This is a genomic window from Pseudomonas putida, assembly GCF_050990305.1.
In the GTDB taxonomy this organism is placed as follows: domain Bacteria; phylum Pseudomonadota; class Gammaproteobacteria; order Pseudomonadales; family Pseudomonadaceae; genus Aquipseudomonas; species Aquipseudomonas putida_AH.
In genome coordinates this window covers 6,284,165-6,302,946 of the sequence record NZ_CP158817.1, presented here as the reverse complement: position 1 = coordinate 6,302,946, position 18,782 = coordinate 6,284,165, and the positions used below count along the sequence as shown (strand labels likewise).

The window sequence follows — 18,782 nt, the reverse complement described above, 5'->3', positions numbered from 1 at the left end:
GTAAAACCCTGTAGGAGCGAGCCTGCTCGCGATGAACCTGAGAACACCGCTGTGTGTCAGGCACCCAGCGTTATCGTTGGCGACCATCGCGAGCATGCTCGCTCCTACAAGGGGCTTTATAAAGTTTGCTGGAATGGTTTTTCGAGGGTAAGTTGCGCGCCGGTTTTGTTGCCATGCAGCCACGGCTGTCATGTAACACGGGGCAACTTGGGCCCAACTAATTTTAGAGGACCTCCACTTGCCTATTTCTTCTTTGTTGCGCAATGCCATGCTGTTCGGCGCCGGACTGACGCTTGCCGCCAGTGTCCAGGCCGCCGGCACCGTGCATATTTATAACTGGTCCGATTATATCGGCGAGACCACCCTGGCCGACTTCCAGAAAGAGACCGGGATCAAGCCTGTCTACGACGTGTTCGATTCCAACGAAACCCTGGAAGGCAAGCTGCTGGCCGGGCGTACCGGCTACGACGTGGTCGTGCCGTCCAACCACTTCCTGGGCAAGCAGATCAAGGCTGGCGCTTTCCAGAAGCTCGACAAGTCGCTGCTGACGAACTACTCCAACCTCGACCCGGTGCTGCTCAAGCGTCTGGAGCAGAACGACCCGGGTAACCTCTATGCCGTGCCGTACCTGTGGGGCACCAATGGCATCGGTTACAACGTCGACAAAATCAAGGCGGTACTGGGTGTCGACAAGATCGATTCCTGGGGCGTGCTGTTCGAGCCGGAAAACATCAAGAAGCTGCACAGTTGTGGCGTGGCGTTCCTGGATTCGGCGGATGAAATGATGCCGACCGTGCTCAACTACATGGGCCTCAATGCCAACAGCACCAACCCTGACGATTACAAAAAGGCCACTGAAAAACTGCTCTCGGTGCGCCCATACGTGACCTACTTCCACTCCTCCAAATACATCGCGGACCTGGCCAACGGCGACATCTGCGTGGCGATCGGTTTCTCCGGCGACATCTTCCAGGCCAAACACCGTGCCGAAGAAGCCAAGAAAGGCGTGAACATCGCCTACTCGATTCCGAAAGAGGGTGGTGCGCTCTGGTTCGACATGCTGGCGATTCCCAAGGACTCGAAGAACGTCAAAGAGGCCCACGCCTTCATCAACTATTTGCTGAAGCCTGAGGTGATTGCCCAGGTCAGTGATTACGTCGGCTACGCCAACCCCAACCCCGGGTCGGACAAACTGATGGAACAGTCCATACGCACCGACGAAGCGGTTTATCCACCGCAAGCAGTGCTCGACAAGACCTACGTGTCGGTCGAGTTGCCGCCAAACATTCAACGCTTGATGACCCGCAGCTGGACCACGGTCAAGACGGGCAAATAGCTTCAAGGCTCAAACTATCCAAGGTTGGCTCACCTTGAGCGAACTGCACTCTTTTTTTTGGGAGTTTCGTAAATGGCAGTTGCCTCCGGCGCCTATAAGAAAGCCCTCGAGGGCGACCAGTCACCTAAGCAGGTGCTGGTCAAAATCGACCGGGTCACGAAGAAGTTCGACGAGACGATTGCCGTGGACGATGTGTCCCTGGAAATCAAGAAAGGCGAAATTTTCGCCTTGCTCGGCGGTTCGGGATCGGGCAAATCCACCTTGCTGCGCATGCTCGCCGGCTTCGAACGACCGACCGAAGGGCGGATCTTCCTCGATGGCGTAGACATCACTGACATGCCGCCCTACGAGCGGCCGATCAACATGATGTTCCAGTCCTATGCCCTGTTCCCGCACATGACCGTGGCGCAGAACATCGCCTTCGGCCTCAAGCAAGACAAGCTGCCGGCCGCTGAAATCGATGCGCGTGTCGCGGACATGCTCAAGCTGGTGCAGATGACCCAGTACGCCAAGCGCAAGCCGCATCAGTTGTCCGGCGGCCAGCGTCAGCGTGTGGCCCTGGCCCGTTCCCTGGCCAAGCGTCCGAAGCTGCTGCTGCTCGACGAGCCGATGGGCGCACTGGACAAGAAGCTGCGTTCGCAGATGCAACTGGAACTGGTGGAGATCATCGAGCGCGTAGGCGTGACCTGCGTCATGGTGACCCACGACCAGGAAGAGGCCATGACCATGGCCGAGCGCATCGCGATCATGCACCTGGGCTGGATCGCCCAGATCGGCAGCCCGATCGACATCTACGAAACCCCGACCAGCCGCCTGGTCTGTGAATTCATCGGCAACGTCAACATCTTCGACGGTGAAGTGATCGACGATGCCGAAGGTCACGCGACCATCACCTGCAAAGACCTGGATCGCCAGATCTATGTCGGCCACGGCATCAGCACCTCGGTGCAGGACAAGTCCGTGACCTACGCGATCCGCCCGGAAAAACTGCTCGTCACCCCGACCCAGCCAACGTGCGAATACAACTGGTCCAGCGGCAAAGTGCACGACATTGCCTACCTGGGTGGGCACTCGGTGTTCTACGTCGAGCTGCCGAGCGGCAAGATCGTTCAGTCCTTCGTCGCCAACGCCGAGCGACGTGGCGCGCGTCCGACCTGGGGTGACCAGGTCTACGTGTACTGGGAAGACGACAGCGGCGTGGTACTTCGCTCATGAACATGCGCAAACTCAAACGCCGCTTTAATCGAATAATTCCCGGTGGCCGCCAACTGGTCATCGGGGTTCCTTTCGTCTGGCTGTTCCTGTTCTTCATGTTGCCGTTCTTCATCGTCTTGAAGATCAGCTTCGCCGAAGCCGACGTGGCCATCCCGCCGTACACCGAGATCTACACGTTCGCCGAGCAGAAGCTGCAGATACTGTTGAACCTGGGCAACTACTCGATGCTCAGCGACGACGAGCTGTACATCGCCGCGTACTTCGGTTCGTTGAAGATGGCGTTTTTCAGCACCATCCTCTGCTTGCTGATCGGCTACCCGATGGCCTACGCCATCGCCAGCGCCCGCAAAGAGCTGCAAACGGTGTTGGTGCTGCTGATCATGATGCCGACCTGGACCGCGATCCTGATCCGCGTCTACGCGTGGATGGGCATTCTCAGCAACAACGGCCTGCTCAACGGCTTCCTGCTGAACATGGGCTGGATCAACGAGCCGCTGCAGATCCTCAACACCAACCTCGCCGTGTACATCGGCGTGGTGTACTCGTACCTGCCGTTCATGATCCTGCCGTTGTACGCCAACCTGGTAAAACACGACCACAGCCTGCTGGAAGCCGCGTCTGACCTGGGTTCGAGCACGTTCAACAGCTTCTGGAAGATCACTATTCCGCTGTCCAAGAACGGCATCATTGCCGGCTGCATGCTGGTGTTCATCCCGGTGGTGGGTGAGTTCGTGATCCCAGAACTGCTTGGCGGTCCGGAAACCCTGATGATCGGTAAAGTGCTCTGGCAAGAGTTCTTCAACAACCGTGACTGGCCGGTGGCGTCCGCCCTGGCGGTGGTGATGCTGGCAATCCTGATCGTGCCGATCATCCTGTTCAACCGCAGTCAGGCCAAGGAAATGGAGGGTAAAGAATGAAGCGCTTCCGTTTCTCCAGCCTGATGCTGGTATTGGGTCTGCTGTTCATCTACCTGCCGATGTTGATTCTGGTGATCTACTCGTTCAACGCCTCGAAACTGGTGACGGTGTGGGGCGGCTGGTCGATCAAGTGGTACGTCGGCCTGATGGACAACACGCAGCTGATGGGCTCGGTGGTGCGCTCGCTGGAAATCGCCTGCTACACGGCGATTGCCGCAGTCGCACTGGGAACCCTGGCCGCGTTCGTCCTGACGCGCATCACACGCTTCAAGGGTCGTACGCTGTTCGGTGGCCTGGTCACCGCTCCACTGGTAATGCCGGAAGTGATCACCGGTCTGTCGCTGTTGCTGCTGTTCGTGGCCATGGCGCAGATGATCGGCTGGCCGCAGGAGCGCGGCATCGTGACGATCTGGATCGCCCACACCACGTTCTGCGCCGCGTATGTGGCGGTGGTGGTGTCGGCGCGCTTGCGCGAGCTGGACCTGTCCATCGAAGAAGCGGCCATGGACCTCGGTGCCAAGCCGTGGAAGGTGTTCTTCCTGATCACCATCCCGATGATCGCGCCATCGCTGGGGGCTGGCGGCATGATGTCCTTCGCCCTGTCCCTGGATGACCTGGTGTTGGCCAGCTTCGTGTCGGGTCCGGGTTCCACGACCTTGCCGATGGAAGTGTTCTCGGCGGTGCGCCTGGGCGTGAAGCCGGAGATCAACGCCGTGGCCAGCCTGATTCTGCTGGCGGTATCGCTGATGACTTTCCTGGTCTGGTTCTTCAGCCGCCGCGCCGAAGAAGCGCGCAAGCGTGCGGTCCAGCAAGCCATCGAAGAAGGCGCCGCCGACTCCTGGAAACAACCGGACGTGCGCCGCGCGCAGGCGCCGGAAGCGGCTTGAGCCTGAAATTGGGTTGTCCACATTTGTTGGTCAACCCAAATCCGCTGTAGGAGCCGGCTTGCTGGCGATGGTGTGTCAGTCGACATCAAGGCTGCTGGCCCACCATCGCCAGCAAGCCGGCTCCTACAGGTCTCTATTCAGCCCACGGTGAATGGCGGATGACTTCGACGAAGTTCATCGGCTTGAACCCCGCTTCCTGATCCATCAGCACATCGGTCTTCACGTTACCGAACGTGGTCTGCGGACGATGACGCAAGCCGTCGGCAAAGGCGCAGATGATGCACTCCTTGAACCCTTCACCCCGTGGATGCGCATGCACCACCGCTTCGCGCTGCACGGTGGAAAACGCCGCGTAGTCCATGCCCAGCACGTCCATTTCGACGCCGGCGGTCACCAGTGCCACGGTCGGCCGCAAGTGCTGTGGCACACCTGGCGTGGTGTGCAGGGCAATCGACAACCAGACCTGTTCGATATCGTCATCGCTCAACCCGTAAGGCTTGAGGAATGCCGCCGCCGCGTTGGCACCATCGACTTCGAAGCGCTCGTTGTCGCTGCGGTGACCTTGCACCAGGCCCAGGTCGTGGAACATCGCACCGACGTACAACAGCTCAGGGTTGTAGGCCAGCTGCTTGCGCTCACCGCTCAACGCGCCGAACAGAAACACCCGGCGTGAGTGGTGGTAGAGCAGATCGGATTCGATGTCGCGGATGTATTCGGTGGTTGCTTTGGCCAGTGCGCTGTCGGGGATCTTGATGCCGGCGATGGTGGTGCTCATGGGAGTGTCCTCGGGGTGAACGCCGTGGCGGCGCTGAGGAGTCCAGTCTGTTCGGGCCCCACAAACCGGACAATCGACTCATGGCTGCGATCCCGGCCAATGAGCCTGCAAATCGCGCCAACCTCGCTTGTTGGGTGGGGATTGGCTAAGTTGGCTGCCTGGGAGCTGCTTTTTGTGGCGAGGGGATTTATCCCCGTTGGGCTGCGCAGCGGCCCCAAAAATCTTGGGAGCGCTTCGCACTCCAGCGGGGATAAATCCCCTCGCCACAGATAAGCGTGATCCATAAAGGGCATTTCGAACCATGCACAAAACCGTCGCCATCGTAGTGTTCCCAGGCGTCCAGTCGCTGGACGTCACCGGCCCCATGGATGTGTTTTCCGAGGCCAATCGTTTCCTCGCGCCCCAGGATCACTATCGGTTGGAGGTGATTGGCGTGGAGCGCGGGATGATGGCGTGTTCCAACGGTCTGGCCCTCAATGCCCATCGGCACTTCAGCGAAGCGTTGCAGGCTTACGACTTGCTGTTGGTCGCGGGCGGCCCGCAGTTGCCGTTCATGGATTTCGGCGCTGCATTCGATGCCTGGCTGCGTGATGCCTGCGCGCGGGCGGCGCGTTTTGGCTCGATCTGCAATGGCGCCTTCATGCTCGCCCGTGCAGGGCTGCTAGAAGGGCGAACGGTGACGACCCACTGGAATGACGCCGCTGCATTGGCGACCTTGTGTCCGTCGACCCAGGTGGAAGCTGACCGCCTGTACGCGCAGGATGACGAGCTGTACACCTCGGCGGGGGTCACCTCGGGGATTGATCTGTCGTTGTATCTGCTGGGTCGCGATCACGGCCCTGACGTGGCATTGAGCGTGGCCAAGCGCCTGGTGGTGTTCACCCAGCGCTCGGGTGGCCAGTCTCAGTTCAGTCCGTTCCTTACGCCCCACGCCGAACCGACCTCTGCGGTGGCGATGGTCCAGCACTATGTGTTGGCCAATTTGACCGGCGACCTGACCATCGCCGACCTGGCCAGTGCCGCCAACATGAGTGCGCGCAACTTTTCCCGAGTGTTTGCAAGGGAAGCGAAAATCACCCCGGCCGAATTTGTAGAGCGGGCGAGGGTAGATGCGGCGCGGGTGATGCTGGAAAGCACCCGCGCGCCGCTCAAGACGGTGGCGTATCAGTGCGGCTTCCGCGATGCCCAGCACATGCGCAGCGTATTTAATCGGAGGCTTGGGGTGACGCCGCAGCAGTTCAGGTTGAATTTTTCGGCGATGGTTTGATCCAGATTTTGCATTGTTTTTGCGGGCCTCATCGCGGGCAAGCCTCGCTCCTACAGGAGTACCCACTACCCGTAGGAGCGAGGTTTGCCCGCGAAAGCGTCCACCCAGACAACAGAGATCTACTGCCCAGTCCGCGCCGGCAACAACTTCAACGTACTGCGTGTATTGGCCGTCACCTCTTCATCATTCAGATGCGCCTGGAAATAAACCCCTTCGATGTACGCTTCGGCCTGATCGTCATAGTGACGGTCGAACAGCACGCCACTCTGGCCAACCGGGTTGACGGTCAGGCTATGCGTGGGGTCAGCGAAGTCGATCAGGCGTCGGGTCGACGGACCGTAAGTGACAGGCCACGGTGCCGGGCCGATCTTGGCCGACAGGTTGTTCGGCACTTCGTGACTGCCGGGTGCGGCAAACGGGCCGACGTTGAAGAGGTGGTCCAGTGGTTTCTGCTGTCCCAACGGATGACCATGGGTGAGGGTGTGTGCCTTGCCCCATTGCCATTGTGCGAAATCGGCACCGAGGGTGGTCTTGAGATGGGCGATGCTGGCCTGCCACGCCACCTTGACCGTATCAGCGCGGGTTTCCTTGCCCAAGGTATTGCGGTTGTCCCACCACGGTGAATCCGGGTTTGCCGCCAGGCGCGGCAGTGCAGCATCGATCACTCGGGTCGAGAGCAGCGTTTCAAAGAAGTCGTTGCCCAGTTCATCGTGCATGGCTGCATCGGCCAGGTTGAACAGGAACTGGTTGAACACCGTGGCACTGGTGGAGTCGAGTGGGTAATCGCCTTGCCATTGGGCCAGTTGCTCCACCAGCTTGAGCTCGGCGGGATCGCTCACCACCGCACGCAACACCGGCAGCAGCGGCGCCAACAAGCGGGGACCATAGGCCGTGGTGGTGCCCAGTTGCAGCTTTTGGCTCGACTCCAGATCCCACTTGACGCTTTTGTCGCCGAGCTGACGGTTGAGCTGCTGGCCACGATCGGCCAGGTTGTAATAGCCGGGAATCTCCATGCCCGTTGGTGATACAGGTTGGAAGTTGGCCGAGACGATGTAACCCCGCGCCGGGTTCTCTTCCTGCGGGTTGGCGCTGAACGGGTAGAAACCATCCTTGTCGGCGTCGCTGGTGCTGCCATCGAGGATGAACCACGGACGCACGCCGGCAGGGCGCTTGGGCAACTGCGCGGCGGCCCACCAACCGATGTCGCCCTTGGCATTGGCCCAGACAATGTTCAGCCCTGGCGCTTGAATCTTCGCGACAGCGCTACGAGCCTTGGCCAGAGTGTCGGCACGGTTGAGCTGGTAGAAGCCTTCAATAATCGGGTTCTGGCTTTCAAGAAAACTCCACCACATGGCGATCGGCGTTTTGCCGACGCTATTGGCCAGTGCATCGTTGACGATCGGGCCATGGGGCGACTGGCGCAATACCAACGTGACGGGCGCCTGGCCCTTGACCGCGATCTGCTGCTCGCTGCTCACCATGTCCACCCATTTGCCGCGATACCAGACCTGATTGGGGTTGTCCGGGTTGACCTTCTCGGCAATCAGGTCGAGGTCGTCGTTCTGGAACATGGTGATGCTCCAGCCGAAGTCACGATTCATGCCCAGCGAGGCGAACGGCATCAAGGCCTGATAGTGGCCGTAGAGTTCGAAGCCCGGCGCCGAGAGTTGCGCCTCGTACCATACCGACGGTGCAGAAAAACGGATGTGCGGGTCACCGGCCAGCAACGGCTTGCCGCTCTTGGTGCGGCTGCCTGCCACGACCCACGCGTTACTGCCTTCGAACTGTGGCAAACCGTTGTCGGCCAGGGCCTGTTCACTCAGGCGGGCAAGGGCATTGAGGTCTTTCCAGTCAGCGTTGGCGAGGGCGGGCGCGGTCCCGGTGGGAGGGTTCGCCAATACACCCTTGGGCTGCCAGTCGAGATCGAACACGTTCAGGTAATCAGCGCCCAGTTGATCGCGCACGTAGGTCAGCAGCGGTTCAGTGCGAAACGCTGCGGCAAAGCTGTAGGCCATGTAGCCGGCGATGCTGATGGTGTCCTGGGCGGTGAACGGACGCTTTTGAATGCCCAGCACGTCGAACTCCACGGGTTTTGCGTGGCTGTCCTGATACTGGTTGATGCCATCCAGATAGGCTTGCAGGGCGATGAAGGTCGGCGATTGCTGGTCCAGGTTCGCCAGGTAGGTTTCGGCGCGTTCGCGAATACGCAGGCTGCGCATCAGCTTGTCGGTATCGAGCAGTTTCGGGCCGAGCACTTCGGCCAGTTCGCCTCGGGCCAGGCGACGCAGGACTTCCATCTGGAACAGTCGATCCTGGGCATGAACGTAGCCGAGGGCGCGGTACAGGTCGGGTTCGTTTTCGGCGCGGATGTGCGGGATGCCGCGCTCGTCGTAGCGCACGGTGACCGAGCCTTGCAGGTGTTGCAGTTCCACCATGCCCTGGCGTGTCGGCTGTTTGCTGTAAACGTACCAGCCGCCTACAGCAGCGAGTGTGACGATCAACGAGCCGACAGCGATCAGGCTTCGTTTCATGGTGACTCCTTGTTGTTATTGGTGGCAGCAGTTCCCTGGCGCCACTGTTTAACACGGCAGGCCAATTTGGCCCATCAGCCGTAGGAGGGATTCGTATTTAAACGTGTCGACTACTTCGTTGGATCGACTGGCCAAGGGCAGTAACACCCCACGGCGAGCGTATGCGTGGCGCTCACCGCACGGCCTTCGTTCAGCGCTTGCAGGATGGGCTCGATAAAGCTGTTGCTGGAATTGCAGGTCAAACCTTCGCTGTAGGGACCAAAGTACGCCAGCTTGCCGCTGCGGTCCCAAATCGCCACGGCGGGGCTGGCGGGGACCTGTTCGGAACCGGGCAGGACCGTGAGGGGTTTCAGGTGGCTCAAGGTGTCCGGCAGCTGGCCGTGGCTGCCAGGTTTTTGTACGGAATAGAACTCGACACCCTGCTTCCCGTAGCGCTCGACCAGCTCGCCCAGGTGTTGTTGATTGCCGACGTTGCACGGGCAGGCCGGGTCCCAAAAGTGCACGAGGCGAATGGCACCGGGACCGGCGAGGGTATCGGGCAGGTGCAGCGGATCGCCGGAGAACACCGCCGTGTGCTCGCTGAACGCGCGCAGATAACGCCCCTGGAACCAGTCGTAAGCCGCCCACAGCACGCCGGCGCACAGCAGGACGAGCAGGCTGACAAGCAGGGTGGCGCGCAAGGGCGATCGCATGGGTTCAATCCTCGAAGGTCGGCTAGCTTGCCATGCTTGCCTCGACAGATGAATATCGCAGGTCCATAAAGTCCGTTTAGCGCTCTGGAATCGCCCATGCCTGCCACCTTCGATCCTGATCAACTGCGTGCCAGCCTGCGGCCATTGGCCGAGGGCCAGCCGTTGTCAGCGCAGGCGCAGGCTTATCAGCGGTTTTACGGTCTGGATTTTTCCGCGCGTAATGTAACCAGTGGTCTGGGACGTTTTCAGGTCGACGGTTATGAATTGGTCAGCCAGGTCTGGCGACCGGAGCGGGCGAAGGCGACGCTGTTTGTTCTCCACGGCTTCTACGATCACACCGGGCTCTACCGGCACGTGATCGAGTGGGCGCTGGAGCAAGGTTTTGCGGTGATAGCCTGCGATTTGCCGGGGCATGGACTGTCCAGCGGCGAACGGGCGAGCATCAAGGATTTCTCTGAATACCAGGACACGCTGCAAGGGTTGTTTGCCGAGGCGCAGTCGCTTGATCTGCCACAACCGTGGCATCTATGTGGACAGAGCACTGGCGGGGCCATCGTGATCGATCATGTGCTCAATGCCGGGGCCAGCAGTCCGGCCCAGGGCCAGGTGATTCTGCTGGCGCCTTTGGTGCGGCCGCGCGCATGGGGCTGGTCGCAACTGAGCTTTTACCTGCTCAGGCCTTTCGTCAAAGCCATCGACCGGCGTTTCAGCGAGAACTCCAATGACCCGGACTTCCTGCCGTTTCTGCAAGCCGATCCGTTGCAGCCATTGCGACTGCCGACGGCGTGGGTGGGGGCATTGGCACGTTGGATCAAACGGGTCGAAGCCGCACCAGCCAGCTCCCGGCGACCATTGATTGTGCAGGGGCAGGCGGACATGACCGTAGATTGGCAGCACAACCTGGAGGTGCTTCGTGCGAAGTTCGACCGACCTCAGGTGTTGATGCTGCCTGAGGCGCGGCATCATTTGGCGAATGAGGCGCCGGTGTTGCGGGGGGAGTTTTTCGGGTTTTTGAGCAAGCGGATCAAGGGCCGGAATCTTTAGCCGCAGGTCCGGCCTCTTCGCGGGCAAGCCTCGCTCCTACGGGGATTGCGTTGTTCCTGTAGGAGCGAGGCTTGCCCGCGATGGCGATCTAACAGGCGCTGGAAATCACTGGGTAAGGCTGGATGTACTCTGCCCCACCGCCAACCCCGCCTTAATCGCCGCCAGCGCCGCCTGGTAATAAGCCTTGCCCTCGGCCGATTCGGCAAAGGTGGCGAACTCTTCCAGCTCTTCATCCGACAGGTCGCGATAGACATACAGCAGAGTGTTGTTCAGGTCGCTGCCAATCTGGTCCATCAAACGCTGGCGCTGCCCGTTCAACATGCCCTGCGCCTGGCCCGCGCCGAGCAGGCCGGGGATCATCGAGCTCAGGCTGTCGGCAGCAACGCCGGCAATCGCCAGGCTGACTTCGGCGCCGGCTTCGCGTGCGGGAAGCGCCTGGGCCAGGTGGCCGATGATCAACAGACGGCTGTCACTGGCCTGCATCTTCGGCAAGCCCTTGGCATTTTTAGCCAATTGATCACGGCGAGTCGCCAGTAACTCGGCGGCGATGATTTTCTTGCCCAGCGGAGACTGAAAGAACGCGAGTGCAGGCTTCGGGTCAGCGAGATTCTTGCGCAGTTGAGCTTCGGCGCGTTGGTCGACGGCCTTGGCGTCAAAGCGCTGGTTGCTGTTGTTGACCAGGGCCTGGAAGACCGCCGGTGGCAGACTGCTTTCGTAGCGTTTTTGCGCGGCCGAAAGGGCGTCGTTGAAGTGCGCGCGTTGCTCCGGCCAGCCGGCGACCTTGTACAACTGGTCGTGGCCGTCTGCCCAGGCGGGCAAAACGCAGAACATCAGCAGGGAGAAAAGCAAACGGCGCATAGGGACTCCTGTCAGCAGGCGACTATTCTCCGTGTGGCATACGGACTTGTCGAGAATTCGTATCAACCCGCCGCGTGGCTCTGTCGGAATTTCAGGCGCAGGAATACTATGCGCGCCATGCAAATACCTTCTGATCATCCCCTGCTGTTACGAATCGTTGACGACCTGGCTGCCAACGGCTGGTCGCAGCAGAATATTTTCCTGCCTGCGGATTTGACCCGGGCACTGGCGGCCGAGTGCCGTAAACGTGCCGCCGAGGGTGAACTGGCTCCGGCCGCGGTAGGGCGTGGGCCGTCCTCGGAGATTCGCGAGGGGATTCGCGGCGATCATATCCAGTGGATCGAGCCCGGCCAGGCTGAGGCGTGCGACAGCTATTTGCAGTTGATGGACAGTCTGCGCGAGGCGATCAACCGCCACTTGTTCCTGGGCCTGGAAGATTTCGAGACCCATTTCGCGATGTACCCGCCCGGTGCGTTCTACCTCAAGCACCTGGACCGGTTTCGCGACAACGACCGGCGCACGGTGTCGGCGGTGGTGTACCTCAATGACGCTTGGCTGCCGGAGCACGGCGGTCAGTTGCGCATGTACCTGGACGAAGACAGGCAATACGATGTGGTGCCAACCGGTGGATGTCTGGTGGTGTTCCTGTCGGGTGATGTTCCCCACGAAGTCCTGCCCGCGACCCGCGAACGCCTGTCATTGACCGGATGGTTCCGGCGTCGGGGCAACGAGCCGTTCTGACCATGCATAAAATTCTGGTAAGCCGCTGTCTGCTGGGGCACCGCGTCCGTTACGACGGAGGTGCCAGCGGGCCGTTCGATCAGCTTCAGGTGTGGCTCGACGAAGATCGGGTCGTGCCCTTGTGCCCGGAAGTCGCCGGAGGTTTGCCGACACCTCGGGCTGCGGCGGAGATACCAGGCGGGCAGGGCGCTGAAGTGTTGGAGGGGAGCGCGTCGGTGATGACGACCGAAGGCGAGGACGTCAGTGCGCAGTTTCTGTCGGGGGCGTATCAGGCGTTGGAATTGGTGAAGAAGCACGGCATCCGCATTGCCGTGCTCAAGGCCAACAGCCCTTCCTGCGGTAACTTGCTGACCTATGACGGAACGTTCAGCGGGGTGAAGGTCCGTGGCGAAGGGGTGACGGCGGCGTTGCTCAAGCGTAATGGTGTGCAGGTCTTCAGCGAGTTGGAGCTGGCGGAAGCGGCGCAGGCCTTGGCAAGGCTCGACTAAAAAACACCACAAAAACCTGTGGGAGCGGGCTTGCCCGCGATGGCGACTAAACATTCAGCACAGATGTTTGAGCTGATGGCCTCATCGCGGGCAAGCCCGCTCCCACAGGGTTACCCGAGATATCAGGGCTTTGTCATCCCACCCGACTGCGCCCCAAACCACTTCTTCTCCAGCGCTTCCATCCGCCCGTCTGTCTTGATCCGCTGCAGCGCGTTTTCCAGGCTGGCATGAAACGCCGGGTTGCCCTTCTGAAACGGAATCGCCAGATTCACGGGCGAACTGGCTTTCGGTTTTTCTTCTGTCAGCGACTGCACCAGCAGGATTGAATGCTGTTGCTCGTCCTTTTGCGCGATCAATTGCGCATCGGCTCGAACATAAGGCTCGCTGAAATCGAAACGATCCTTGAGCGCCGGGGTCTCTGTGAGGTGATTGATGGCGATGTCGTATTTGCCGCTTTCAACACCGCTCAACAAATCATTGGAATCAGTGACGACAAAGTCGGCTCGTACTTCCAGTTCGTTGGCCAGCATTTGGCCTAGTTCGACTTCGAAGCCTTCAAGTTTGTCGTCTTTCTTGAAGTTAAAAGGCGGTGTATTAGCCTCAAGAGCAATGCGCAGTTCGCCACGGTCGTTGATGTCGTCAATCAGTTCGGCATGAGCCAAAGGGCTCAGAAGGGGTAGCAGGCAAATCAGGCCAGGCAGAAAGCGCATGGTCACTCCTTTGAATACATTATCGCGGCCTGCTGTCCAGGCTCGCTTTGCTATGGTTATCGAGTGCCTTCGACAACGATTGACCATGAAGTTGTGATGGTCACGCGGATTTTACGGAAAAACTGGAGAAGAGAATGAAAAGCTTTATGTCACGTGCAGTTTTTGCTGGCCTGATGATGAGTGTTTCGGTATTGGCCAGTGCGGCTACGCCAGCTCCGAAAGGCGCTGAAGTGTCCATCGTTACGCCTGCGGACGGAGCCACTGTTCCAAAAACCTTCGTCGTCAAATTCGCTGTTGAAAACATTGCGTTGGCGCCGGCGGGCGACACCACCAAGAATACCGGCCATCACCATCTGCTGATCGATGTCGACAAAATGCCGGAGGCGGGCCAGCCGATTCCGGCGGACGCCCATCACGTGCACTTCGGCAAGGCGCAGACCCAGGCTGAAGTGACGCTCACTCCAGGCAAGCACACGTTGCAGCTGGAATTGGGGGACTCAGGCCACATACCTTTCGATCCACCGATCGTCTCGAAGAAAATCACGGTTAACGTCGCGGAGTAATGCGGCGGCCTTAATGAAAAAGGGAGCCCGAAGGCTCCCTTTTTTTTCGCTCAAGTCGCGATCAGAACAACACGCGGCTACGGATGGTGCCGTTGACGTGTTGCAGCTTCTCTTGCGCCAGCTCCGAGTATTCGGCGTCTACGTCGATAACCACGTAGCCGACTTTCTCGTTGGTCTGCAGGAACTGACCGGAAATGTTGATGCCGTTTTCGGCGAAGACCTTGTTGATCTCGCTCATCACACCCGGGATGTTCTCGTGGATGTGCAGCAGGCGGTGCTTGCCAGGGTGAGCCGGCAGGGCCACTTCCGGGAAGTTCACGGACGATACCGAAGTACCGTTGTCGCTGTACTTGACCAGCTTCTCGGCCACTTCCAGACCGATGTTGGCCTGCGCCTCGGCGGTGGAACCACCGATGTGCGGGGTCAGGATCACGTTGTCCAGGCCACGCAGTGGGCTTTCGAACTCTTCGTCGTTGGAGCGAGGCTCCACCGGGAATACGTCGATGGCGGCGCCGATCAGGTGCTTGTCCTTGATGGCGGCGGCCAGGTGATCCAGCTCGACCACGGTGCCGCGTGCGGCGTTGATCAGGATGCCGCCTTTCTTGATGGCACGGATTTCCTTCTCACCGATCATCCACTGGGTAGCAGCGGTTTCCGGAACGTGCAGGGTCACGATGTCGGACATGCCCAGCAGTTCGTGCAGGTTGCCGACCTGGGTGGCGTTACCCAGTGGCAGCTTGGTCACGGTGTCGTAGAAGTAAACCTGCATGCCCAGGCCTTCGGCCAGTACCGACAGTTGAGTACCGATCGAGCCGTAACCGACGATGCCCAGCTTCTTGCCGCGGATTTCGAAGGAGTTGGCCGCGCTCTTGATCCAGCCGCCACGGTGGCAGGAAGCGTTCTTCTCAGGGATGCCGCGCAGCAACAGGATCGCTTCGGCCAGCACCAGCTCGGCAACGGAACGGGTGTTGGAGTACGGGGCGTTGAACACGGCGATACCGCGCTCGCGTGCTGCGTCCAGATCGACCTGGTTGGTGCCGATGCAGAAACAGCCAACAGCAACGAGCTTCTTCGCGTGATCGAAGATCTCTTCGGTCAGTTGAGTGCGGGAGCGAATGCCGATGAAGTGCGCATCAGCGATCTTTTCCTTGAGCTGGGCTTCCGGCAGAGAACCTGTGAGGTACTCGATGCTGGTGTAGCCCGCCGCCTTGAGGACGTCGACAGCTGATTGGTGGACGCCTTCGAGAAGAAGGAACTTGATCTTGCTCTTATCGAGAGAAGTCTTGCTCATCTGCGTAAACCTGTATCCCGGAGAAAAATGGCAGGAAATGGTCAACAGATGCTGACCCGGACGGCAACAAAACCGTCGCCGCAGTACAGCCGTTGGGCACTATGCTGCGGGGTCGGTATGCTAGCATATGCGCCCCGCTAAACACTCATTCCTGCGACGTGAAGCGTTCTCAGGATGACCATGAATTGTTCGAGAGTTCTGTCGATGACCAATCCTGCCCTGATTGATGAGCTGAAGACCCTGGTTGAGCCTGGCAAGGTGCTGACCGATGCCGACTCCCTGAATGCTTACGGTAAGGATTGGACCAAGCATTTCGCCCCGGCCCCGACCGCCATTGTGTTCCCCAAGACCACCGAGCAGGTCCAGGCCATCGTCCTGTGGGCCAATAAACACAAGGTGGCGCTGGTGCCGTCCGGTGGTCGTACCGGTCTTTCCGCGGCCGCCGTGGCCGCCAATGGCGAAGTAGTCGTGTCCTTCGACTACATGAACCAGATCCTCGATGTGAACCTGACCGACCGTACTGCCGTTTGTCAGCCAGGCGTGGTCACCGAGCATTTGCAGAACGTGGCCGAGGAAAAGGGCCTGTACTACCCGGTGGACTTCGCTTCGGCAGGTTCGAGCCAGATTGGCGGCAACATCGGCACCAATGCCGGCGGAATCAAGGTGATTCGCTACGGCATGACCCGTAACTGGGTCGCCGGCATGAAAGTGGTCACCGGCAAAGGTGACGTGCTGGAACTGAACCGCGACCTGATCAAGAACGCCACCGGCTACGACATGCGCCAGCTGTTCATCGGTGCTGAAGGCACCCTGGGTTTCGTGGTCGAAGCGACCATGCGCCTGGACCGCGCACCGAAAAACCTGACGGCGATGGTACTCGGCACCACCGATTTCGACGCGATCATGCCGGTATTGCACGCATTCCAGAGCAAACTCGACCTGACGGCCTTCGAATTCTTCTCCGACAAAGCCCTGGCCAAGGTCATGGCCCGTGGTGACGTGCCGGCGCCGTTCGAAACGGATTGCCCTTTCTACGCGCTGCTGGAATTCGAAGCGACCACCGAAGAAGTGGCTAACCACGCGCTGGAAACCTTCGAGCACTGCGTGGAGCAGGGCTGGGTGCTGGACGGCGTGATGAGCCAGAGCGAAACCCAGTTGCAGAACCTGTGGAAGCTGCGCGAATACATTTCCGAAACCATTTCCCACTGGACGCCGTACAAAAACGACATTTCGGTGACCGTGTCGAAAGTACCGGCGTTCCTCAAGGAAATTGACGCGATCGTCGGCGAACATTACCCGGACTTTGAAATTGTCTGGTTCGGCCACATCGGCGACGGCAACCTGCACCTGAACATCCTCAAGCCGGATAACCTGAGCAAGGACGAGTTCTTCGCCAAGTGCGCCACCGTCAACAAGTGGGTGTTCGAAACCGTCGAGAAGTACAACGGTTCGATCTCCGCCGAACACGGAGTGGGCATGACCAAGCGCGATTACTTGACCTACAGCCGTTCCCCGGTTGAGATCGAGTACATGAAAGCGGTCAAGGCGGTGTTCGACCCGAATGGCATCATGAATCCGGGCAAGATTTTCGCTGTTTGACTTTCGAATCTAAGCGCTACGAACCAGGAGTCGGTCAATGAGCTATCAGCACCAGTATGTCGACGGCACGCGTATTCACTTCCCGCTGGGGAAAGTGGTGTGCATCGGCCGTAACTACGCCGAACACGCCAAGGAACTGGACAATCCTGTACCTACCGAGCCGCTGCTGTTCATCAAGCCGGGCAGTTGCGTCGTACCGCTGGAAGGTGGTTTCAGCATTCCGACCGAACGTGGCTCGGTGCATTACGAAGCGGAAATCGCGGTGTTGATCGGCAAGCCATTGTCGACCAAGCCAAGCCGTGAAGAAGTGCTTGATGCCATCTCCGGTTTCGCGCCGGCACTGGACCTGACCCTGCGTGACAAGCAGGCCGAGTTGAAAGCCAAGGGCCTGCCCTGGGAGATTGCCAAGTCCTTCGATGGCGCGGCAGTGATTGCTCCGTTCGTGTCCGGCAGCACCTTTGCCGACCTGACCGACATCGGCATTCGCCTGACCATCAATGGCGAAGTTCGCCAGGACGGCAACAGTAGCGTGATGCTCAACCCGATCGTGCCGATGATCCAGCACATGGCCGGCTGCTTCTCGCTGCAGGCCGGTGATGTGATTCTGACCGGTACGCCGGTGGGCGTTGGGCCTCTGAATGTCGGGGATGAGATCGTCCTGGAGTTGCCGGGCGCCAGCAGCTTCACCAGCAGCGTTCGCTGACCGAAACACCGCAAAATCTGCAGGAGCATGGCTTGCCCGCGATGGCGGTGTGCCTGACACACCGAGTCATCGTTCATCGCAAGCAAGCTTTGCTCCTACGGGTCACGGGTTGCCCGCAGAGGGCTTTCCTGCTGTTTGCCGTTTTTTTCACATCCCCTCCGGATAATTCCGGATTTTCAATTGTGCTATTACCCCTAGCCTGAATTCCTGGACGAATAACCCCATGGCCACCCAACCGTTACCTTCGCTCAAACCCGCCCGCCGCTCGCGCTTCGCCCTGCGTTGGTATGTCTGGCTTTTACTGGTAGCAGTGGTTGTCTATGGCGTGGCCTTCGCCATGCACTGGGATGATCGTGGCGTGCTGTGGGTGAAGGAACACTTTGAAAGCACCGCCGAAAAGCAGGAGAGCGTCTGGTTGCCGGACTATCACGCGGTGATCGACGCCAAACCGCTGCCAGGCATGGAAAAGGATGAGGCTTCGGACCTGGCCTACGATCCCCAGAGCAAAACCCTGTTTTCGGTGATGGGCAAAAATCCGTTTCTGGTGGAGTTGACCTTGCAGGGTGATGTGCTGCGCAAGATGCCGCTGGTGGGCTGGAGCAACCCCGAAGGTGTCACTGTGTTGGGCAACGGTCTGCTGGCGATCGTCGATGAGCGCGACCACCTGATCAGCATCGTCAAGGTCGATGCCGATACCCGCGAGCTGAACATCGCCAATTTCCCCAAATACGATCTCGGCCCTTCGAAGGACCAGAACAAGGCGTTCGAAGCCGTTACCTGGGATTCGAGCAACCAACAGCTGTTGCTGGGTGAGGAACGCCCACCGGCACTGTTTGCCTGGAAGGGTGACGGCAAAGTCCTCAGCGGTGACAAGATCAAGCTTGCCAGTCATGCGCTGGACGTTCGCAACCTGTCAGCCCTCGCCATCGACCCGCGTACCGGGCACATGCTGGTGCTGTCCGCCGACTCGCACCTGCTGCTGGAATTGGACAAGAAGGGCGAGCAGGTCAGCTTCATGACTCTGCTGCACGGCTTCAACGGTCTGGAAAACACCATTCCACGCGCCGAAGGCGTGACCATGGACGAGGCCGGTACGATTTACATCGTGAGCGAGCCAAACCTGTTCTACCGCTTCGAAAAACAGAAGTAATCTCCGCAATCCTTG

Annotated in this window: 18 protein-coding genes; 12 read left to right on the top strand and 6 right to left on the bottom strand. The window is 59.6% G+C overall.

The window, feature by feature from the left end:
- The first annotated feature begins 238 nt into the window (after positions 1–238).
- From ABTV22_RS28690 to ABTV22_RS28675, 4 genes are all read left to right on the top strand, one after another.
- The gene (locus ABTV22_RS28690; protein WP_433737706.1) at positions 239–1,336 is read left to right on the top strand and encodes a polyamine ABC transporter substrate-binding protein; all 1,098 of its coding nucleotides are present in this window, start codon (positions 239–241) and stop codon (positions 1,334–1,336) included.
- Positions 1,337–1,408: 72 nt separating this feature from the next.
- A complete protein-coding gene (locus ABTV22_RS28685; RefSeq protein WP_433737704.1) occupies positions 1,409–2,551 on the top strand; it encodes an ABC transporter ATP-binding protein in 1,143 nt (380 codons plus the stop codon).
- A 35-nt stretch (positions 2,552–2,586) separates the two neighbouring features.
- The gene (locus ABTV22_RS28680) at positions 2,587–3,468 is read left to right on the top strand and encodes an ABC transporter permease subunit (protein ID WP_433741531.1); all 882 of its coding nucleotides are present in this window, start codon (positions 2,587–2,589) and stop codon (positions 3,466–3,468) included.
- Entirely contained in the window at positions 3,465–4,355 is an 891-nt protein-coding gene (locus ABTV22_RS28675) for an ABC transporter permease subunit (RefSeq protein ID WP_433737703.1), read from the top strand. Before ABTV22_RS28680 ends, ABTV22_RS28675 begins: the two co-directional genes overlap by 4 nt.
- Positions 4,356–4,488: 133 nt before the next feature.
- Here the strand turns inward: ABTV22_RS28675 and ABTV22_RS28670 are convergent, their stop codons facing one another.
- A complete protein-coding gene (locus ABTV22_RS28670; protein ID WP_433737702.1) occupies positions 4,489–5,130 on the bottom strand; it encodes an HD domain-containing protein in 642 nt (213 codons plus the stop codon).
- 301 nt (positions 5,131–5,431) lie between these two features.
- On the opposite strand from ABTV22_RS28670, the gene ABTV22_RS28665 reads away from it, so the two are divergent.
- Positions 5,432–6,397: a GlxA family transcriptional regulator gene (locus ABTV22_RS28665; RefSeq protein WP_433737700.1), complete on the top strand. Its 966-nt coding sequence runs from the start codon at positions 5,432–5,434 to the stop codon at positions 6,395–6,397.
- Between the two features lie 119 nt (positions 6,398–6,516).
- On the opposite strand, the gene ABTV22_RS28660 is transcribed toward ABTV22_RS28665, so the two are convergent.
- Positions 6,517–8,928: a penicillin acylase family protein gene (locus ABTV22_RS28660; RefSeq protein ID WP_433737698.1), complete on the bottom strand. Its 2,412-nt coding sequence runs from the start codon at positions 8,926–8,928 to the stop codon at positions 6,517–6,519.
- Positions 8,929–9,038: 110 nt separating this feature from the next.
- On the bottom strand, positions 9,039–9,620 hold the full coding sequence (locus tag ABTV22_RS28655; protein WP_433737697.1) for a DUF6436 domain-containing protein: 582 nt from the start codon (positions 9,618–9,620) through the stop codon (positions 9,039–9,041).
- 96 nt (positions 9,621–9,716) lie between these two features.
- Here ABTV22_RS28655 and ABTV22_RS28650 point away from each other — a divergent pair, with 96 nt between their 5' ends.
- Complete coding sequence (locus ABTV22_RS28650) at positions 9,717–10,664, top strand: alpha/beta hydrolase (RefSeq protein WP_433737696.1); 948 nt, start codon at positions 9,717–9,719, stop codon at positions 10,662–10,664.
- A gap of 105 nt (positions 10,665–10,769) precedes the next feature.
- Here the strand turns inward: ABTV22_RS28650 and ABTV22_RS28645 are convergent, their stop codons facing one another.
- The gene (locus ABTV22_RS28645; protein ID WP_433737695.1) at positions 10,770–11,522 is read right to left on the bottom strand and encodes a DUF2059 domain-containing protein; all 753 of its coding nucleotides are present in this window, start codon (positions 11,520–11,522) and stop codon (positions 10,770–10,772) included.
- Between the two features lie 108 nt (positions 11,523–11,630).
- Here ABTV22_RS28645 and ABTV22_RS28640 point away from each other — a divergent pair, with 108 nt between their 5' ends.
- Both ABTV22_RS28640 and ABTV22_RS28635 read left to right on the top strand, forming a co-directional pair.
- Positions 11,631–12,263: a 2OG-Fe(II) oxygenase gene (locus tag ABTV22_RS28640; RefSeq protein ID WP_433737694.1), complete on the top strand. Its 633-nt coding sequence runs from the start codon at positions 11,631–11,633 to the stop codon at positions 12,261–12,263.
- 2 nt (positions 12,264–12,265) lie between these two features.
- Positions 12,266–12,751: a DUF523 domain-containing protein gene (locus ABTV22_RS28635; protein WP_433737693.1), complete on the top strand. Its 486-nt coding sequence runs from the start codon at positions 12,266–12,268 to the stop codon at positions 12,749–12,751.
- 122 nt (positions 12,752–12,873) lie between these two features.
- On the opposite strand, the gene ABTV22_RS28630 is transcribed toward ABTV22_RS28635, so the two are convergent.
- A complete protein-coding gene (locus tag ABTV22_RS28630; protein ID WP_433741530.1) occupies positions 12,874–13,461 on the bottom strand; it encodes a transporter substrate-binding domain-containing protein in 588 nt (195 codons plus the stop codon).
- A gap of 134 nt (positions 13,462–13,595) precedes the next feature.
- Between ABTV22_RS28630 and ABTV22_RS28625 the strand changes: the two genes are divergently transcribed.
- Positions 13,596–14,024, top strand: coding sequence for a DUF4399 domain-containing protein (locus tag ABTV22_RS28625; protein ID WP_433737692.1), 429 nt, complete (start codon positions 13,596–13,598; stop codon positions 14,022–14,024).
- Between the two features lie 61 nt (positions 14,025–14,085).
- Here ABTV22_RS28625 and serA read toward each other — a convergent pair whose 3' ends face one another.
- Positions 14,086–15,315 carry a phosphoglycerate dehydrogenase gene (serA, locus tag ABTV22_RS28620; protein ID WP_077048552.1) on the bottom strand — a complete coding sequence of 410 codons (1,230 nt, stop codon included), beginning with the start codon at positions 15,313–15,315 and terminating at the stop codon, positions 14,086–14,088.
- A 204-nt stretch (positions 15,316–15,519) separates the two neighbouring features.
- Between serA and ABTV22_RS28615 the strand changes: the two genes are divergently transcribed.
- The 3 genes from ABTV22_RS28615 to ABTV22_RS28605 all read left to right on the top strand — a co-directional run bounded on the left by ABTV22_RS28615 (position 15,520) and on the right by ABTV22_RS28605 (position 18,767).
- Positions 15,520–16,914 carry an FAD-binding oxidoreductase gene (locus ABTV22_RS28615; RefSeq protein ID WP_433737691.1) on the top strand — a complete coding sequence of 465 codons (1,395 nt, stop codon included), beginning with the start codon at positions 15,520–15,522 and terminating at the stop codon, positions 16,912–16,914.
- A 37-nt stretch (positions 16,915–16,951) separates the two neighbouring features.
- Positions 16,952–17,617, top strand: coding sequence for a fumarylacetoacetate hydrolase family protein (locus ABTV22_RS28610; RefSeq protein WP_433737690.1), 666 nt, complete (start codon positions 16,952–16,954; stop codon positions 17,615–17,617).
- A 223-nt stretch (positions 17,618–17,840) separates the two neighbouring features.
- On the top strand, positions 17,841–18,767 hold the full coding sequence (locus tag ABTV22_RS28605; RefSeq protein WP_433737689.1) for an SdiA-regulated domain-containing protein: 927 nt from the start codon (positions 17,841–17,843) through the stop codon (positions 18,765–18,767).
- Positions 18,768–18,782: the final 15 nt, after the last annotated feature.

What these genes read in the sequence shown, in the direction of transcription:
- ABTV22_RS28685 (WP_433737704.1), top strand. Translation starts at nt 1,409, where the DNA reads ATGGCAGTTGCCTCCGGCGCCTATAAGAAAGCCCTCGAGGGCGACCAG.
- ABTV22_RS28675 (WP_433737703.1), top strand. Translation starts at nt 3,465, where the DNA reads ATGAAGCGCTTCCGTTTCTCCAGCCTGATGCTGGTATTGGGTCTGCTG.
- ABTV22_RS28670 (WP_433737702.1), bottom strand. Translation starts at nt 5,130, where the DNA reads ATGAGCACCACCATCGCCGGCATCAAGATCCCCGACAGCGCACTGGCC.
- ABTV22_RS28665 (WP_433737700.1), top strand. Translation starts at nt 5,432, where the DNA reads ATGCACAAAACCGTCGCCATCGTAGTGTTCCCAGGCGTCCAGTCGCTG.
- ABTV22_RS28660 (WP_433737698.1), bottom strand. Translation starts at nt 8,928, where the DNA reads ATGAAACGAAGCCTGATCGCTGTCGGCTCGTTGATCGTCACACTCGCT.
- ABTV22_RS28655 (WP_433737697.1), bottom strand. Translation starts at nt 9,620, where the DNA reads ATGCGATCGCCCTTGCGCGCCACCCTGCTTGTCAGCCTGCTCGTCCTG.
- ABTV22_RS28650 (WP_433737696.1), top strand. Translation starts at nt 9,717, where the DNA reads ATGCCTGCCACCTTCGATCCTGATCAACTGCGTGCCAGCCTGCGGCCA.
- ABTV22_RS28645 (WP_433737695.1), bottom strand. Translation starts at nt 11,522, where the DNA reads ATGCGCCGTTTGCTTTTCTCCCTGCTGATGTTCTGCGTTTTGCCCGCC.
- ABTV22_RS28640 (WP_433737694.1), top strand. Translation starts at nt 11,631, where the DNA reads ATGCGCGCCATGCAAATACCTTCTGATCATCCCCTGCTGTTACGAATC.
- ABTV22_RS28635 (WP_433737693.1), top strand. Translation starts at nt 12,266, where the DNA reads ATGCATAAAATTCTGGTAAGCCGCTGTCTGCTGGGGCACCGCGTCCGT.
- ABTV22_RS28630 (WP_433741530.1), bottom strand. Translation starts at nt 13,461, where the DNA reads ATGCGCTTTCTGCCTGGCCTGATTTGCCTGCTACCCCTTCTGAGCCCT.
- ABTV22_RS28625 (WP_433737692.1), top strand. Translation starts at nt 13,596, where the DNA reads ATGAAAAGCTTTATGTCACGTGCAGTTTTTGCTGGCCTGATGATGAGT.
- serA (WP_077048552.1), bottom strand. Translation starts at nt 15,315, where the DNA reads ATGAGCAAGACTTCTCTCGATAAGAGCAAGATCAAGTTCCTTCTTCTC.
- ABTV22_RS28615 (WP_433737691.1), top strand. Translation starts at nt 15,520, where the DNA reads ATGACCAATCCTGCCCTGATTGATGAGCTGAAGACCCTGGTTGAGCCT.
- ABTV22_RS28610 (WP_433737690.1), top strand. Translation starts at nt 16,952, where the DNA reads ATGAGCTATCAGCACCAGTATGTCGACGGCACGCGTATTCACTTCCCG.
- ABTV22_RS28605 (WP_433737689.1), top strand. Translation starts at nt 17,841, where the DNA reads ATGGCCACCCAACCGTTACCTTCGCTCAAACCCGCCCGCCGCTCGCGC.